Origin of the sequence: Citrobacter sp. CK181 (assembly GCF_030333595.1) — a bacterium.
Lineage (GTDB): Bacteria > Pseudomonadota > Gammaproteobacteria > Enterobacterales > Enterobacteriaceae > Citrobacter_B > Citrobacter_B koseri.
The window spans coordinates 114,696-130,063 of sequence record NZ_JAOWFN010000012.1 but is presented as its reverse complement, the minus strand read 5'-3'; the positions used below and the strand labels follow the sequence as shown (position 1 = coordinate 130,063).

At 53.9% G+C, this 15,368-nt stretch carries 15 protein-coding genes and 1 other annotated feature (1 of these 16 only partly in view); of the genes, 12 read left to right on the top strand and 3 right to left on the bottom strand.

Translation table 11 applies throughout. The features are described from left to right. Window positions 1–3: a sequence feature (Phe leader region), on the top strand; it begins 121 nt to the left of the window's first position. 62 nt (window positions 4–65) lie between these two features. The 11 genes from pheS to selO all read left to right on the top strand — a co-directional run bounded on the left by pheS (window position 66) and on the right by selO (window position 10,190). After that, window positions 66–1,049, top strand: a complete 984-nt coding sequence (gene pheS, locus OGW17_RS09935; protein ID WP_024130384.1) for a phenylalanine--tRNA ligase subunit alpha — start codon at window positions 66–68, stop codon at window positions 1,047–1,049. Window positions 1,050–1,064: 15 nt separating this feature from the next. Beyond that, on the top strand, window positions 1,065–3,452 hold the full coding sequence (gene pheT / locus OGW17_RS09930; protein WP_012132607.1) for a phenylalanine--tRNA ligase subunit beta: 2,388 nt from the start codon (window positions 1,065–1,067) through the stop codon (window positions 3,450–3,452). A gap of 4 nt (window positions 3,453–3,456) precedes the next feature. Then, the gene (gene ihfA, locus OGW17_RS09925; protein ID WP_001229266.1) at window positions 3,457–3,756 is read left to right on the top strand and encodes an integration host factor subunit alpha; all 300 of its coding nucleotides are present in this window, start codon (window positions 3,457–3,459) and stop codon (window positions 3,754–3,756) included. 100 nt (window positions 3,757–3,856) lie between these two features. Further along, the gene (gene btuC, locus OGW17_RS09920) at window positions 3,857–4,837 is read left to right on the top strand and encodes a vitamin B12 ABC transporter permease BtuC (protein WP_071258189.1); all 981 of its coding nucleotides are present in this window, start codon (window positions 3,857–3,859) and stop codon (window positions 4,835–4,837) included. Window positions 4,838–4,866: 29 nt separating this feature from the next. Beyond that, the gene (bla, locus tag OGW17_RS09915; RefSeq protein ID WP_114647412.1) at window positions 4,867–5,742 is read left to right on the top strand and encodes a class A beta-lactamase; all 876 of its coding nucleotides are present in this window, start codon (window positions 4,867–4,869) and stop codon (window positions 5,740–5,742) included. Between the two features lie 47 nt (window positions 5,743–5,789). Further along, a complete protein-coding gene (locus OGW17_RS09910) occupies window positions 5,790–6,341 on the top strand; it encodes a glutathione peroxidase (protein WP_024130381.1) in 552 nt (183 codons plus the stop codon). Next, window positions 6,341–7,090, top strand: a complete 750-nt coding sequence (gene btuD, locus OGW17_RS09905) for a vitamin B12 ABC transporter ATP-binding protein BtuD (RefSeq protein WP_071258188.1) — start codon at window positions 6,341–6,343, stop codon at window positions 7,088–7,090. Before OGW17_RS09910 ends, btuD begins: the two co-directional genes overlap by 1 nt. 78 nt (window positions 7,091–7,168) lie before the next feature. Next, the gene (locus tag OGW17_RS09900) at window positions 7,169–7,633 is read left to right on the top strand and encodes a C40 family peptidase (RefSeq protein ID WP_012132602.1); all 465 of its coding nucleotides are present in this window, start codon (window positions 7,169–7,171) and stop codon (window positions 7,631–7,633) included. Between the two features lie 172 nt (window positions 7,634–7,805). Continuing rightward, on the top strand, window positions 7,806–7,976 hold the full coding sequence (locus tag OGW17_RS09895) for a hypothetical protein (protein ID WP_153257548.1): 171 nt from the start codon (window positions 7,806–7,808) through the stop codon (window positions 7,974–7,976). Beyond that, window positions 7,973–8,686, top strand: a complete 714-nt coding sequence (locus OGW17_RS09890; protein ID WP_012132600.1) for an EAL domain-containing protein — start codon at window positions 7,973–7,975, stop codon at window positions 8,684–8,686. Before OGW17_RS09895 ends, OGW17_RS09890 begins: the two co-directional genes overlap by 4 nt. Window positions 8,687–8,747: 61 nt before the next feature. Continuing rightward, complete coding sequence (gene selO / locus OGW17_RS09885; protein ID WP_071258187.1) at window positions 8,748–10,190, top strand: protein adenylyltransferase SelO; 1,443 nt, start codon at window positions 8,748–8,750, stop codon at window positions 10,188–10,190. Between the two features lie 3 nt (window positions 10,191–10,193). On the opposite strand, the gene hemP is transcribed toward selO, so the two are convergent. The 3 genes from hemP to ppsR all read right to left on the bottom strand — a co-directional run bounded on the left by hemP (window position 10,194) and on the right by ppsR (window position 12,584). Next, on the bottom strand, window positions 10,194–10,385 hold the full coding sequence (gene hemP / locus OGW17_RS09880) for a hemin uptake protein HemP (RefSeq protein WP_047457344.1): 192 nt from the start codon (window positions 10,383–10,385) through the stop codon (window positions 10,194–10,196). A gap of 153 nt (window positions 10,386–10,538) precedes the next feature. Beyond that, a complete protein-coding gene (gene aroH, locus OGW17_RS09875; protein ID WP_058669047.1) occupies window positions 10,539–11,585 on the bottom strand; it encodes a 3-deoxy-7-phosphoheptulonate synthase AroH in 1,047 nt (348 codons plus the stop codon). Between the two features lie 165 nt (window positions 11,586–11,750). Then, window positions 11,751–12,584: a posphoenolpyruvate synthetase regulatory kinase/phosphorylase PpsR gene (gene ppsR, locus OGW17_RS09870; RefSeq protein ID WP_012132595.1), complete on the bottom strand. Its 834-nt coding sequence runs from the start codon at window positions 12,582–12,584 to the stop codon at window positions 11,751–11,753. Window positions 12,585–12,919: 335 nt separating this feature from the next. Between ppsR and ppsA the strand changes: the two genes are divergently transcribed. Further along, entirely contained in the window at window positions 12,920–15,298 is a 2,379-nt protein-coding gene (gene ppsA / locus OGW17_RS09865) for a phosphoenolpyruvate synthase (protein ID WP_071258186.1), read from the top strand. Window positions 15,299–15,368: the final 70 nt, after the last annotated feature.

The following is a 15,368-nucleotide window of genomic DNA, read 5'->3' as shown; positions in this document are numbered from 1 at the left end:
TGTACCTGAAATCGAGAGATTAAGTCCAACGAACCGGTGTCTTCACCGACACAATGAGGAAAACCATGTCACATCTCGCAGAGCTGGTTGCCAGTGCGAAGGCAGCCATTAACCAGGCGTCAGATGTTGCCGCGTTAGACAATGTACGCGTCGAATATTTGGGCAAGAAAGGGCATTTAACCCTTCAGATGACGACCCTGCGTGAATTGCCGCCAGAAGAGCGTCCGGCAGCCGGCGCGGTTATCAATGAAGCAAAAGAGCAGGTACAACAAGCGCTGAACGCGCGCAAAGCGGATTTAGAAAACGCAGCGCTGAATGCACGTCTGGCGGCGGAAACCATCGACGTTTCTCTGCCTGGGCGTCGTATTGAGAACGGTGGTCTGCATCCGGTAACACGTACCATTGATCGTATTGAAAGTTTCTTCGGTGAGCTTGGTTTTACCGTGGCGACTGGCCCGGAGATCGAAGACGATTACCACAACTTCGATGCGCTGAACATTCCTGGCCATCATCCGGCCCGCGCTGACCACGACACTTTCTGGTTTGATGCCACCCGTCTGCTGCGTACGCAGACTTCCGGCGTGCAGATTCGTACCATGAAAGAACAGCAGCCGCCGATCCGTATTATTGCGCCGGGCCGAGTGTACCGTAACGACTACGATCAAACGCACACCCCGATGTTCCATCAGATGGAAGGGCTGATTGTTGACACCAACATCAGCTTCACCAACCTGAAAGGCACGCTGCACGACTTCCTGCGTAACTTCTTTGAAGAAGACCTGCAAATCCGTTTCCGTCCTTCTTACTTCCCGTTCACGGAACCGTCCGCTGAAGTGGATGTAATGGGCAAAAACGGCAAATGGCTGGAAGTGCTGGGTTGCGGGATGGTGCATCCGAACGTTCTGCGCAACGTGGGCATCGACCCGGAAATCTACTCTGGCTTCGCGTTTGGTATGGGGATGGAGCGCCTGACCATGCTGCGTTATGGCGTGACCGATCTGCGCTCATTCTTCGAAAACGATCTGCGTTTCCTCAAACAGTTTAAATAAAGGCAGGGTAAAACAATGAAATTCAGTGAACTGTGGTTACGCGAATGGGTGAACCCGGCAATCGACAGCGATGCGCTGTCGGATCAGATTACGATGGCTGGTCTGGAAGTGGATGGCGTTGACGCCGTCGCCGGTGAGTTCAACGGCGTGGTTGTGGGTGAAGTGGTGGAGTGCGGCCAGCACCCGAACGCAGATAAACTGCGCGTTACGAAAGTGAACGTGGGCGGCGAACGTCTGCTGGATATTGTCTGTGGCGCGCCTAACTGCCGTCAGGGGCTGAAAGTAGCCGTTGCAACTATCGGCGCGGTTCTGCCGGGCGATTTCAAAATCAAAGCCGCTAAACTGCGCGGCGAGCCGTCGGAAGGGATGCTGTGCTCCTTCTCCGAACTGGGGATTTCCGACGACCATAGCGGCATCATCGAATTACCGACGGATGCGCCGATCGGAACCGATATCCGTGAATACCTGAAGCTTGACGATAACACCATTGAAATCAGCGTGACGCCGAACCGCGCCGACTGCTTAGGGATCATCGGTGTGGCGCGTGATGTCGCTGTCCTGAACAAAATCGCGCTGGTTGAGCCGGAGATCGCACCTGTTGCAGCCACCATCAATGACACGCTGCCGATCGCGGTTGAAGCGCCGGATGCCTGCCCGCGCTACTTGGGTCGCGTGGTGAAAGGCATTAATGTTAAAGCGCCTACGCCGCTGTGGATGAAAGAGAAGCTGCGTCGCTGCGGCATTCGTTCCATTGATGCTGTCGTTGACGTCACCAACTATGTACTGCTTGAACTGGGTCAGCCGATGCATGCCTTTGACAAAGACCGTATTGAAGGCGGTATTGTCGTGCGTATGGCCAAAGAGGGCGAAACCCTGGTGCTGCTGGACGGCACAGAAGCGAAGCTGAGCACCGATACGCTGGTGATCGCGGATCACCACAAAGCGCTGGCGATGGGTGGTATCTTTGGCGGCGAGCATTCCGGCGTGAATGAGGAAACGCAAAACGTGCTGCTGGAATGCGCGTTCTTTAGCCCGCTGTCTATTACCGGTCGTGCGCGTCGCCACGGTCTGCATACGGATGCTTCCCACCGCTATGAGCGTGGTGTGGACCCGGCGTTGCAGTACAAAGCAATGGAGCGCGCCACCCGCCTGTTGATCGACATTTGCGGCGGCGAAGCCGGTCCGGTTATCGACGTCACGAATGACGCCACGCTGCCGAAACGCGCGACCATTACGCTTCGTCGTAGCAAGCTGGATCGTCTGATCGGGCATCATATTGCCGATGAGCAGGTGAGCGATATTCTGCGTCGTCTGGGCTGCGAAGTGACTGAAGGTCAGGACGAGTGGAAAGCGGTCGCGCCGAGCTGGCGTTTCGACATGGAGATTGAAGAAGATCTGGTCGAAGAAGTGGCCCGCGTGTATGGCTACAACAACATTCCTGATGAGCCGATTCAGGCGGGTTTAATCATGGGGACTCACCGTGAAGCCAACTTGTCGCTGAAGCGTGTGAAAACCATGCTCAATGACAAAGGCTACCAGGAAGTGATCACCTATAGCTTTGTCGATCCGAAGGTTCAGCAACTGCTGCATCCGGGCGAAGAAGCGCTGTTGCTGCCAAGCCCGATCTCCATTGAGATGTCGGCGATGCGTCTCTCACTGTGGACCGGCCTGCTGTCAACGGTGGTCTATAACCAGAACCGTCAGCAGAACCGCGTTCGTATCTTCGAAACCGGTCTGCGTTTCGTGCCGGATACCCAGGCAAATCTGGGCATTCGTCAGGATCTGATGCTGGCAGGGGTGATTTGCGGCAACCGTTATGACGAGCACTGGAATCTGGCGAAAGAGACCGTTGATTTCTATGATCTGAAAGGCGATCTGGAAGCGGTGCTGGATCTTACCGGCAAACTGGCCGACATTCAGTTCAGGGCGGAAGCGAATCCGGCGCTGCATCCTGGGCAGTCCGCGGCGATTTATCTGAAAGGTGAACGCATTGGTTTTATTGGGGTTGTTCATCCTGAGCTGGAACGTAAACTGGATCTGAACGGTCGCACTCTGGTGTTTGAACTGGAGTGGAATAAGCTCGCAGACCGCGTGGTGCCTCAGGCGCGCGAGATTTCGCGCTTCCCGGCTAACCGTCGCGACATCGCGGTGGTGGTCGCAGAAAACGTTCCCGCAGCGGATATTTTATCCGAGTGTAAGAAAGTTGGCGTAAATCAGGTAGTTGGCGTAAACTTATTTGACGTGTACCGCGGTAAGGGTGTTGCGGAGGGTTATAAGAGCCTCGCTATCAGCCTGATCCTTCAGGATACCAGCCGTACACTCGAAGAAGAGGAGATTGCCGCTACCGTCGCCAAATGTGTAGAGGCATTAAAAGAGCGATTCCAGGCATCATTGAGGGATTGAACCTATGGCGCTTACAAAAGCTGAAATGTCAGAATATCTGTTTGATAAGCTTGGGCTTAGCAAGCGGGATGCCAAAGAACTGGTCGAGCTGTTTTTCGAGGAGATTCGTCGTGCTCTGGAAAACGGTGAGCAGGTGAAACTCTCTGGTTTTGGTAACTTCGATCTGCGTGATAAGAATCAACGTCCGGGACGTAACCCGAAAACGGGCGAAGATATTCCCATTACAGCACGGCGCGTGGTGACCTTCAGACCCGGACAGAAGTTGAAAAGCCGGGTTGAAAACGCTTCGCCCAAAGAAGAGTAATCTGATCTAACTAAAAAGGCCGCTTTGCGGCCTTTTTTCTTTCCTGCGATGGTTACGCACCGTAAAATCAACATCATCCCTTTTCAGCTGAATGGAAAACATGCTGACTTTTGCCTGCCAACAACAGCGCCGTAATGTGCGCTGGTTATCCAGTCTGTCGGTGCTTATGCTGCTGGCAGTGGTATTAAGCCTGTGCGCCGGAGATCAGTGGATAGCCCCTGGCGACTGGTTCAGCGCCCGTGGTGAACTGTTTGTCTGGCAGATACGACTCCCTCGCACGCTTGCTGTTCTGCTGGTAGGCGCCGCGCTGGCGCTGTCAGGCGCGGTAATGCAGGCGTTATTTGAAAACCCGCTTGCCGAGCCCGGATTGCTTGGCGTCTCCAACGGCGCTGGCGTGGGCCTTATTGCCGCGGTGCTACTGGGGCAAGGTCAGTTACCCGGCTGGGCGCTGGGGATTTGCGCTATTGCCGGCGCGCTTATCATCACACTTATTCTCCTGCGATTTGCCCGTCGACATTTATCAACCAGCCGCCTGCTGCTGGCGGGCGTTGCGCTTGGCATTATTTGCAGCGCGATGATGACGTGGGCCATCTATTTTTCAACCTCCTTCGACCTGCGCCAGTTGATGTACTGGATGATGGGAGGATTCGGCGGGGTGGACTGGCAGCAGGCCTGGCTGATGATTGCCCTGATCCCGGTTTCACTCTGGATTTGCTGCCAGTCGCAGCCGATGAATATTCTGGCGCTGGGCGAAACGTCCGCGCGTCAACTGGGGCTGCCGCTGTGGTTCTGGCGCAATTTGCTGGTGGTCGCCACGGGCTGGATGGTCGGTGTTAGCGTTGCGCTTGCGGGTTCGATTGGGTTTATCGGCCTGGTGATCCCACATATCTTACGGCTTTGCGGTCTGAGCGATCATCGCGCTTTGCTGCCGGGCTGCGCGCTGGCGGGGGCGATAGCTCTGCTGCTGGCGGATGTCATCGCCCGTCTGGCGCTGGCGTCGGCGGAACTGCCTATCGGCGTAGTGACGGCGACGATGGGGGCGCCGGTCTTCATCTGGCTATTATTAAAATCCAGGCGCTAGCCAAAATGAGAAATGAGGAAGTCATTAGTATGTGGCAACGGATGAAATGGGGTCTGTGTGTGCTGGCACTCAGCGGTTCTGCGATGGCCGCACCGCTGACGGCGCAATACGTGTCGGCTATCGCGACGCAGGAAGAACAGCGTCTTCATGCCCGGATTGGCATTGCGGTACTTGATACGGCGACCAACAGTATCACCCATTATCGGGGAGAAGAACGGTTCCCGTTAAACAGTACGCACAAGCCGCTGTTATGCGCAGCGTTATTACGCGAAGTCGACAGGAAGGCGCTGGCGCTTTCTGCTTCAACGCAGTTTGAACCCTCGCAGCTGGTGGAGTATTCGCCGATTACTGAAAAACATGTGGCGCCAGACGCCATGAACTGGGCGCAATTGTGCAGCGCGGCGGTAAGCTACAGCGATAACACGGCCGCCAATCTCATCGCCAGGAAGCTCAACGGGCCGCAGGCCGTCACGCAGTTTTTGCGTGATTCGGGGGATACGATAACCCGCCTCGATCGTTATGAGCCCGAACTGAACAGCGCCATTCCCGGTGATGAACGCGACTCCACGACGCCTGTCGCGATAGCGAAGACGCTCAATACGCTACTGCTGGGGAATGTGTTGCAGCCATCCTCAAGAGAGCAGCTTATGCAATGGATGCGGGACGACAAAGTGGCTGACGGTCTGCTGCGTTCGGTCTTGCCGGACGGCTGGAAAATCGCGGATAAAACCGGGGCGGGCGACAATGGCTCGCGTTCTATTGTTAGCGTTGTCTGGCCGACATCACAAAAACCTCTGCTCGTGGTTATCTATATTACACAAACTCCGGCGACAATGGCGCAGCGTGACGCCGCGATTGTCCGCATCGGGGAGTCGCTGTTTTCAACACTCGCAGTCTATGATTAAAAGCTGATATTTGATCACTCACATCCGCCTGTTATATGGGAGACGCTATGCAAGATACCATTCTCAACACTGAAGTGACGACGATCGACGGGGATGTCACCACGCTTGAGAAGTACGCCGGAAACGTACTGCTGGTGGTTAATGTGGCCTCGAAATGTGGCTTAACGCCACAATACGAACAGCTGGAGAATATTCAGAAAGCCTGGGCCGACCAGGGCTTTACGGTGTTAGGTTTCCCCTGCAACCAGTTTCTTGGTCAGGAACCTGGCACTGAAGAGGAGATTAAAACCTATTGCAGCACCACCTGGGGCGTCACATTCCCGATGTTCAGCAAGGTTGACGTCAATGGTGAGAACCGCCATCCACTGTATCAGAAGTTGATTGCCGCAGCGCCTGCCGCCGTTGCGCCGGAAGGTAGCGGTTTCTATGAGCGCATGGCGAGTAAAGGCCGCGCACCACTTTACCCGGACGATATTTTGTGGAACTTTGAGAAGTTTTTAATCGGCAGGGATGGACAGGTCGTACAGCGTTTCTCACCGGACATGACGCCTGAAGATCCGGGTATGGTGGAAAGTATCAAAATCGCGTTGGCAAAATAATGATCTCGTTGATGCAGTTACAGGATGTTGCCGAAACGACGCGTCTGGGGCCGCTTTCCGGCGACGTTAAGCCTGGCGAGATTCTTCACCTCGTGGGGCCGAATGGGGCAGGGAAAAGTACGCTGCTGGCGCGTATGGCGGGCTTAACCTTCGGGGAAGGCACCGTCATATTCGATGGCGTGTCGCTGGAGGCATGGCCTGCGGCGAAACTGGCTCAACATCGGGCCTATCTCGCGCAGCAGCAGAATCCCCCATTTTCAATGCCGGTCTGGCATTTCCTGACGCTGCATCAACCTGATAAAACGCAAACGGACCTGCTGAATGACGTTGCGCAGGCGCTTGGGCTGAGCGACAAGCTGGGGCGGAGCGCGAATCAACTCTCCGGCGGCGAGTGGCAGCGTGTACGTCTGGCGGCGGTGATATTGCAAATTCACCCTCACGCTAACCCGCACGGGCAGCTTCTGCTACTGGATGAACCGATGAACAGTCTGGACGTTGCGCAACAAAACGCGCTGGATAGGCTGCTGAGCCAGCTATGCAGCCAGGGTATCGCCATCGTGATGAGCAGCCATGACCTTAACCATACTCTGCGCCACGCGCATCGCGCCTGGTTGCTGAAACAGGGGAAATTGATCGCCAGCGGGCGGCGTGACGAGGTGCTGACGCCGCCAAATCTGGCCCAGGCATACGGTATGAACTTCCGTCGGCTGGACGTTGAAGGCCACAGAATGCTCATATCAACCACTTAAGTTAAATGGGTTCTTGAAAAACACATAATTTCCACGCTAAATAGAAGCAAGAATAAAAAGATAGAGGATTCGTCCTGAATGCGCTTTTGGCTTCTTCTTATCGCAGCACTGTTTTTGGCAGGGTGTAGCAGCCATCGTGCGCCAGCACCTAACGCCAGGCTTTCGGATTCCATTATGGTTATCGCGGGCCTGAACGATCAGCTACAGTCCTGGAGAGGTACACCGTATCGCTATGGCGGAATGAGCCGTAGCGGGGTGGACTGCTCGGGATTTGTGTTGATGACGATGCGCGACAAATTTGATTTACAACTGCCGCGTGAAACGCGCCAACAGTCAAAAATTGGTACGGAAATCGACAAAGATGAACTGCTGCCCGGCGACCTGGTCTTTTTTAAAACCGGATCGGGGGAAAGTGGTTTGCACGTCGGCATTTATGATACCAACAATCAATTTATTCATGCGTCTACCAGCCGTGGCGTGATGCGCTCATCGCTCGACAATGTCTACTGGCGGAAAAATTTCTGGCAGGCGAGACGTATTTAATGCTATCGATGGTAAAGCGGATACCCAGCGGCCGCTTCATCATCTATATTTAAGAAATTGATTTCTCATTGTCTGAATGCCAGGGCTATCGTGAGTTATCAGAAATAGTTTTAACCCTACATTTTGCAAAAGTATTTTTAGTCAAAATGATTTATCCGGTGTCTTGCGGAAAATGCAAAACTGGATATTGGTTTATAATCGAGATAAGCTAAAAAAAGGACCCGGTTTACCGGCTAAAAAGGAAAAAATGAAAGCACCTCCAGTCGTATCAGAAATGACATCTTTCTTCGTTCTTTCTTACAGGATGCCGGATTACACCCATGCAGCGGGGCTGGCACAATGATTGTTTCACTGGATAACTTTTATCATTCTCACCTTTATTTTGTTCCTGCCCGAACAGAGAAAGAGAAACTCGTCGGCCTGGAGATTGTTGCAAACTTTGTCACTGAAGACGGTAATGTCCGTATGCCGACGGAGCTGGTCATGCCGCGCCTGTCAGCAGAAGAACAGCGTTGTCTGTTCGAAGAAAAACTCGCATTGCTGGAAACGTGCCAACATTTTTTTATTCAACATAAACTTATTGCCTGGATTAATTTAACGCCAGCCGTCGTCGCATCATTATTATCGGACGGCGAGTTTGTATCCCATGTAAGGCGCTTTCCATTTTTGGAACTGATGATTAATGAGAATTATCCTGAATTAAGTCTTGGGAAAGAGAATCAAATTCTGGCTGAGTTAGCCGGACGATTTCCCCTCATCCTTGCCAATTTCGGCGCTGGCGATACATCGATAAAAGCGATCTTTGATGGTCTCTTCAAACGCGTCGCGCTGGATAAAAACTTTGTCCAGCAAAGATCCGCAAGTCTTTCTTTTGAACCCTTTATGCAGGCTATTATTTCGCAGATATCACCGTGCTGTGATTCGATAATGATTGCAGGTATTGATACTGAAGAGATGCTGGCGCGGATATCATCAATGGGATTTAGCGCGCTGCAAGGATGTTTATGGCCTGCCGTGCCAGCGAGCCAGGTTACGACGCTGGTTCAGGGATAACCTTTTTATTTGCTGGTGTTTAAGCGGGTATTAACCGTCTACACTACAGGCAGGAGGCCCTATGACCCTGTCTTTTACATCCCGCTGGCGTGACGAACTGCCAGCCACATATACAGCACTTTCTCCAACTCCTCTGAGTCATGCCCGCCTGATTTGGCATAACGATGCGCTGGCGCAGCAGCTGGCGATACCACCTTCGTTGTTTGCTATGGAAAACGGCGCAGGCGTATGGGGCGGCGAGTCATTACTGCCCGGCATGTCGCCTCTGGCTCAGGTTTATAGCGGCCATCAGTTTGGCGTCTGGGCCGGCCAGCTCGGTGATGGACGCGGTATTCTGTTAGGCGAACAACTGCTGGCGGACGGCAGTACGCTTGACTGGCACCTGAAAGGCGCCGGACTAACGCCATACTCCCGCATGGGCGACGGGCGAGCAGTGCTGCGCTCAACGATCCGTGAAAGTCTGGCCAGCGAGGCGATGCACTATCTTGGCATCCCCACAACGCGGGCGCTGTCTATCGTCACCAGCGACACGCCTGTTTACAGGGAAACGGTTGAATCCGGCGCGATGCTCATGCGTCTGGCGCAGAGCCATATGCGTTTCGGTCATTTCGAACATTTTTACTATCGGCGTGAGCCGGATAAAGTCCGTCAGCTGGCCGATTTTGCAATTCGCCATTACTGGCCGCAATTTCAGGCGGAAGAGGACAAGTATGCGCTCTGGTTCCGGGACGTAGTGGCGCGCACGGCGAGGTTGATTGCTGACTGGCAAACAGTAGGTTTTGCGCATGGCGTGATGAACACTGATAACATGTCTGTACTGGGGCTGACGATAGATTATGGCCCTTTCGGTTTCCTGGATGATTATCAGCCAGGGTTTATCTGTAACCACTCCGATCACCAGGGGCGCTATAGCTTCGATAATCAACCGGCTGTCGGATTGTGGAATCTGCAACGCCTGGCGCAAACCCTGTCGCCGTTTATGCCGGTCGATACGCTGAATGATGCGCTGGATGGCTATCAGCTGGCGTTGCTCACGCACTACGGCCAGCGCATGCGGCAAAAACTGGGCTTCTTTACCGAACAAAAAGAGGACAACGCGCTTCTCAACGAGCTTTTCGCCCTGATGGTGCGCGAAGGCAGCGATTATAGCCGAACGTTCCGTATGTTGAGTCAGACTGAGCAACAGAGCGCGGCATCGCCGCTGCGTGACGAATTTATCGATCGCGCGGCCTTTGACGGGTGGTTCAGCCGTTACCGGGCACGTTTACAGCAGGAGCAGATGGATGACGCTACGCGTCAACAGCACATGCAGCGCGTGAATCCTGCGGTGGTGCTGCGCAACTGGCTGGCGCAACGCGCGATAGCCAGCGCTGAGCAGGGGGATATGGGCGAATTACATCAACTGCATCAGGTTCTGCGCGACCCCTTTACCGACAGAAATGACGATTATGTCAGCCGTCCTCCGGACTGGGGTAAACGGCTGGAAGTCAGTTGCTCAAGCTGATTGCTACTTGGTCAACAGCAACTTACCTGCCTGCGTCTTGCGCAGCAGGTATTCCTGGCCGTCATGATCGATGATGACTTTGCCTTCAGGGCCTAACAATGTCTGGCTGCTGATACGCCGCTCGGCAGCAGGGGAAGGGGGCACGCTGTCTCTTTCCTTAAAATGAAGTAACTCAATGTCGTCCATATGTGGCATATCGCTAATTAATAATAATCAGTTTAACAATGATTATTATTATCAATATTGTGTATGGCGACAGCAAGTGTTAATTCTGGTAGCAAATCAGGCGAGTGGGGAATGCGTGGAGGGGAAAGAAGCGCGCCCATCCCCGCGAGGATGGGCATGATGTCAAAAACGGCTATCAACCGCTGAGGCAAGTTTTTCTAACAGTAATTCAGTATCTTCCCAGTTCAGGCAAGGGTCGGTAATGGACTGACCGTATACCAGCGGCTGACCGCTGACGATTTTCTGCGTACCTTCACGCAGGAAACTTTCGGCCATGATCCCGGCAATTGCGGTAGAACCGTTACGGATTTGCTGGCAGATATCATCACAAACTTCTAACTGGCGGCGATGCTGCTTCTGGCAGTTACCGTGGCTGAAGTCCACCACCAGGTGTTCCGGCAGACCAAACTCATGCAGCGTATCGCAGGCGGCAGCGATGTCTTCCGCGTGGTAATTCGGTTTTTTACCGCCGCGCATGATGATATGGCCGTACGGGTTCCCGCTGGTCTGATAAATCGTCATCTGGCCTGTTTTATCCGGCGAGAGGAACATATGGCTGGCGCGCGACGCGCGAATCGCATCAACGGCGATGCGCGTGTTGCCATCTGTCCCGTTTTTAAACCCAACCGGGCAGGAGAGCGCGGAAGCCATTTCACGGTGAATCTGGCTTTCCGTCGTGCGCGCGCCAATGGCGCCCCAGCTGATCAAATCGGCAATAAACTGGCCGGTGACCATGTCGAGAAATTCGGTGGCGGTGGGGACACTCAGCTCATTGACCTGCAACAGCAGCTTGCGCGCCAGTTCGAGGCCATGATTTACGCGGTAACTGCCATTTAAATCGGGATCGGAGATGAGGCCTTTCCAGCCCACAACCGTGCGCGGTTTTTCAAAATAGGTGCGCATAACGATTTCCAGACGCGCCTGATGCGTGTTGCGCAACGTTTGCAAGCGCGTTGCGTATTCCATCGCAGCGTCCAGATCGTGAATCGAGCAGGGGCCGATGATCACCAGCAGGCGGCGATCTTCACCATTTAATATTTTTTCAATCCGGCGTCGGGAGTCAGTAACGTGGCTGGCGACGGAGGATGATACAGGATGACGTAGCGCTAGCTCAGCAGGGGTGACCAGGCTGTCAATACGCGCGGTACGCAGTTCGTCGGTTCTGTTCATTACAAGTCTCAGAAATTTGTTGCTTCAACGGCAGGACTACCGGGAAGTGATGGGCATCACAATAACACACTTCAACCTTCACCTGCTGATTTCAAATGCGAGGCGTTTCACACCTCGCAAGCAGAGCGGCATGATAGCAAAAAATTGAACTCTTGCACTAGTTTGTTAGTACATTCGACGATTCAGCCCCATGATGTCGAGAATCTTGGTGGCAATTTCTTCTACCGAATAGTTAGTACTGTTCAGGCAAGGGATCTGATTTTTACGGTAGAGCGCTTCAACTTCCGCAACCTCCATCCGGCACTGGCGTAGCGATGCGTAGCGGCTGTTTTCACGGCGTTCCTCGCGGATTGCCGCCAGACGTTCCGGGTCAATGGTCAGGCCAAAAAGCTTATGCTGTAGCGGTTTAAGCGACGTGGGCAACACCAGGTTATCCATATCGTCAGCAATAAAGGGGTAGTTCGCCGCCCGGATGCCAAACTGCATCGCCAGATAGAGGCTGGTCGGCGTTTTTCCGCAGCGTGAAACCCCCAGCAGGATCACCTGCGCCTGATCCAGATTGCGCAAGGAGATCCCATCGTCGTGCGCAAGGGTATAGTCGATTGCCGCGATACGCGCGTCATACTTGTTGAGGTTGCCGGGGTTAAGCCCGTGGGTGCGATGCGCGATTGGCGTTGGGTCGAGCTTCATTTCCTGCTGTAGCGGCGCCACCAGCGCCTGCACGATGTCCTGACAGAACCCTTCGCTTTGTAAGATGATGGCGCGAATTTCCGGCAGAACAATCGAATAGAACACCAGCGGACGCACGCCAGTTTGCTGATAAATCGCGTCGATCTGATCTTTCACGGCCCTGGCGCGACTCTCGTTTTCAACGAACGGCAGCGTAATGCTGCTGATGGTCACAGGGAATTGCGACATCACCGCATGACCCAAAACCTCGGCGGTGATGGCCGTACCATCGGAAATATAAAAAACATGGCGATCAACAACATTATCCATTTTGTTTATCCTGAGGAGCAAACATAATTATCTGAAAGCATAAATTAAAATTTGCCAGAAGCGTATATCACGATGCTTATTTTATAAAATGAAACGCTATTTTTATATTAAGTGAAAAGTGCATTTCATTTTTCGGAACTTATGTTTATACCGACAGTTTTTGGGGAGATCGCCCGTCGCCCGCGGGTTTGCGCAAATGCGTAAACAATCTGAAAAAATAAAAAATAAATCTGCTTGAACGATTCACCGTTTTTTTCAGGGGTTTAAATATGCAAAGATAAATACGCAATAATGTAGTTTCTAAACTCGTTCATTTATCACAAAAGGATTGTTCGATGTCCAACAATGGCTCGTCACCGCTGGTGCTTTGGTATAACCAACTCGGCATGAATGATGTAGACAGAGTTGGGGGCAAAAATGCCTCCCTGGGTGAAATGATTACTAACCTTTCCGGTATGGGTGTTTCCGTACCGAATGGTTTTGCAACGACCGCCGATGCGTTTAACCAGTTTCTGGATCAAAGCGGCGTAAACCAGCGTATTTATGAACTGCTGGATCAAACGGATATTGACGATGTCACCGCGCTGGCGAAGGCCGGCGCGCAGATCCGCCAGTGGATTATCGACACTCCTTTCCAGCCAGAGCTGGAAAACGCTATTCGCGATGCCTATGCACAGCTCTCTGCGGATGATGCGCAGGCGTCTTTCGCCGTGCGCTCGTCCGCAACGGCTGAAGACATGCCGGATGCCTCTTTCGCCGGCCAGCAGGAAACCTTCCTCAACGTGCAGGGTTTCGATGCGGTGCTGGTGGCGGTGAAACATGTTTTTGCCTCGCTGTTTAATGACCGCGCTATCTCTTATCGCGTTCACCAGGGGTATGACCATCGCGGCGTCGCGCTCTCCGCTGGCGTACAGCGGATGGTACGCTCCGACCTGGCCTCGTCCGGGGTTATGTTCTCTATTGATACCGAGTCCGGTTTCGATCAGGTGGTGTTTATCACTTCAGCCTGGGGTCTGGGCGAGATGGTAGTGCAGGGCGCAGTCAACCCGGATGAATTCTACGTGCATAAACCGACGCTGGCGGCGAATCGCCCGGCGATCGTTCGTCGCACGATGGGGTCGAAAAAAATCCGAATGGTTTACGCGCCAACCCAGGAGCACGGTAAGCAGGTCAAAATTGAAGATGTGCCGCAGGAACAGCGCGACATCTTCTCGCTGACCAACGAAGAAGTGCAGGAACTGGCGAAACAGGCCGTACAGATTGAGAAACACTACGGTCGCCCGATGGATATCGAATGGGCGAAAGACGGCCATACCGGCAAACTGTTTATTGTACAGGCCCGCCCGGAAACCGTCCGTTCTCGTGGTCAGGTAATGGAGCGCTACACGCTGCATGCGCAGGGGAAAGTGGTCGCGGAAGGCCGCGCCATCGGACATCGCATTGGCGCGGGGGCGGTTAAAGTCATCCACGACATTAGCGAAATGAACCGTATCCAGCCTGGCGACGTGCTGGTGACTGACATGACCGACCCGGACTGGGAACCGATCATGAAGAAAGCGGCGGCCATCGTGACCAACCGTGGCGGTCGTACCTGCCACGCGGCCATTATTGCCCGTGAGCTGGGGATTCCGGCGGTTGTCGGCTGCGGCGACGCGACGGAACGCATGAAGGATGATGAAAACGTCACCGTTTCTTGCGCCGAAGGCGATACCGGCTATGTCTATGCTGACCTGCTCGACTTCAGCGTCAAAAGTTCAAGCGTGGACACCATGCCCGATCTGCCGTTGAAAGTCATGATGAACGTCGGTAACCCGGATCGCGCCTTTGACTTCGCCTGCCTGCCGAATGAAGGCGTTGGCCTGGCGCGTCTCGAATTTATTATCAACCGAATGATTGGCGTGCATCCTCGCGCACTGCTGGAATTTGATGACCAGGACGCGAAACTGCAAAACGAAATCCGCGAGATGATGAAAGGCTTCGATTCACCGCGTGAGTTCTATGTCGGTCGTCTGACAGAGGGCATTGCGACGCTGGGCGCGGCATTTTATCCGAAACGCGTTATCGTGCGCCTGTCGGATTTCAAATCGAACGAATACGCCAACCTGGTGGGCGGCGAGCGTTACGAACCCGATGAAGAGAACCCGATGCTGGGCTTCCGTGGCGCCGGTCGCTATGTCTCCGACAGCTTCCGCGATTGCTTCGCGCTGGAATGTGAAGCGGTGAAACGCGTGCGCAACGATATGGGGCTGACCAACGTGGAGATCATGATCCCGTTTGTGCGTACCGTTGAGCAGGCGAAAGCGGTAGTTGACGAGCTGGCGCGTCAGGGGCTGAAGCGGGGTGAGAACGGGCTGAAGATCATCATGATGTGTGAAATTCCGTCCAATGCCCTGCTGGCTGAACAATTCCTGGAGCACTTTGACGGCTTCTCGATTGGTTCTAACGACATGACGCAGCTGGCGCTGGGTCTGGATCGCGACTCCGGTGTGGTTTCTGAACTGTTCGATGAGCGCAACGATGCGGTGAAAGCGCTGTTGTCGATGGCGATCCGCGCCGCGAAGAAACAAGGCAAGTATGTCGGCATCTGTGGTCAGGGGCCGTCCGATCACGAGGACTTCGCCGCCTGGCTGATGGAGGAGGGAATCGACAGCCTGTCGCTGAACCCGGACACCGTCGTACAGACCTGGTTGAGTCTGGCTGAACTGAAAAAATAAGCGTCAGCGCTGATCCTAATCCGCAACGGCTCCCGTAAAAAGGAGCCGTTTTTTTTTGCGATGCGCGCTA

Excerpts from the sequence above, each read along its gene's own strand:
- btuD (WP_071258188.1), top strand. The coding sequence starts at position 6,341 with ATGATCTCGTTGATGCAGTTACAGGATGTTGCCGAAACGACGCGTCTG.
- OGW17_RS09890 (WP_012132600.1), top strand. The coding sequence starts at position 7,973 with ATGATTGTTTCACTGGATAACTTTTATCATTCTCACCTTTATTTTGTT.
- ppsA (WP_071258186.1), top strand. The coding sequence starts at position 12,920 with ATGTCCAACAATGGCTCGTCACCGCTGGTGCTTTGGTATAACCAACTC.
- ppsR (WP_012132595.1), bottom strand. The coding sequence starts at position 12,584 with ATGGATAATGTTGTTGATCGCCATGTTTTTTATATTTCCGATGGTACG.
- OGW17_RS09910 (WP_024130381.1), top strand. The coding sequence starts at position 5,790 with ATGCAAGATACCATTCTCAACACTGAAGTGACGACGATCGACGGGGAT.
- pheT (WP_012132607.1), top strand. The coding sequence starts at position 1,065 with ATGAAATTCAGTGAACTGTGGTTACGCGAATGGGTGAACCCGGCAATC.
- bla (WP_114647412.1), top strand. The coding sequence starts at position 4,867 with ATGTGGCAACGGATGAAATGGGGTCTGTGTGTGCTGGCACTCAGCGGT.
- selO (WP_071258187.1), top strand. The coding sequence starts at position 8,748 with ATGACCCTGTCTTTTACATCCCGCTGGCGTGACGAACTGCCAGCCACA.
- btuC (WP_071258189.1), top strand. The coding sequence starts at position 3,857 with ATGCTGACTTTTGCCTGCCAACAACAGCGCCGTAATGTGCGCTGGTTA.
- aroH (WP_058669047.1), bottom strand. The coding sequence starts at position 11,585 with ATGAACAGAACCGACGAACTGCGTACCGCGCGTATTGACAGCCTGGTC.
- hemP (WP_047457344.1), bottom strand. The coding sequence starts at position 10,385 with ATGCCACATATGGACGACATTGAGTTACTTCATTTTAAGGAAAGAGAC.
- OGW17_RS09895 (WP_153257548.1), top strand. The coding sequence starts at position 7,806 with ATGCAAAACTGGATATTGGTTTATAATCGAGATAAGCTAAAAAAAGGA.
- OGW17_RS09900 (WP_012132602.1), top strand. The coding sequence starts at position 7,169 with ATGCGCTTTTGGCTTCTTCTTATCGCAGCACTGTTTTTGGCAGGGTGT.
- ihfA (WP_001229266.1), top strand. The coding sequence starts at position 3,457 with ATGGCGCTTACAAAAGCTGAAATGTCAGAATATCTGTTTGATAAGCTT.
- pheS (WP_024130384.1), top strand. The coding sequence starts at position 66 with ATGTCACATCTCGCAGAGCTGGTTGCCAGTGCGAAGGCAGCCATTAAC.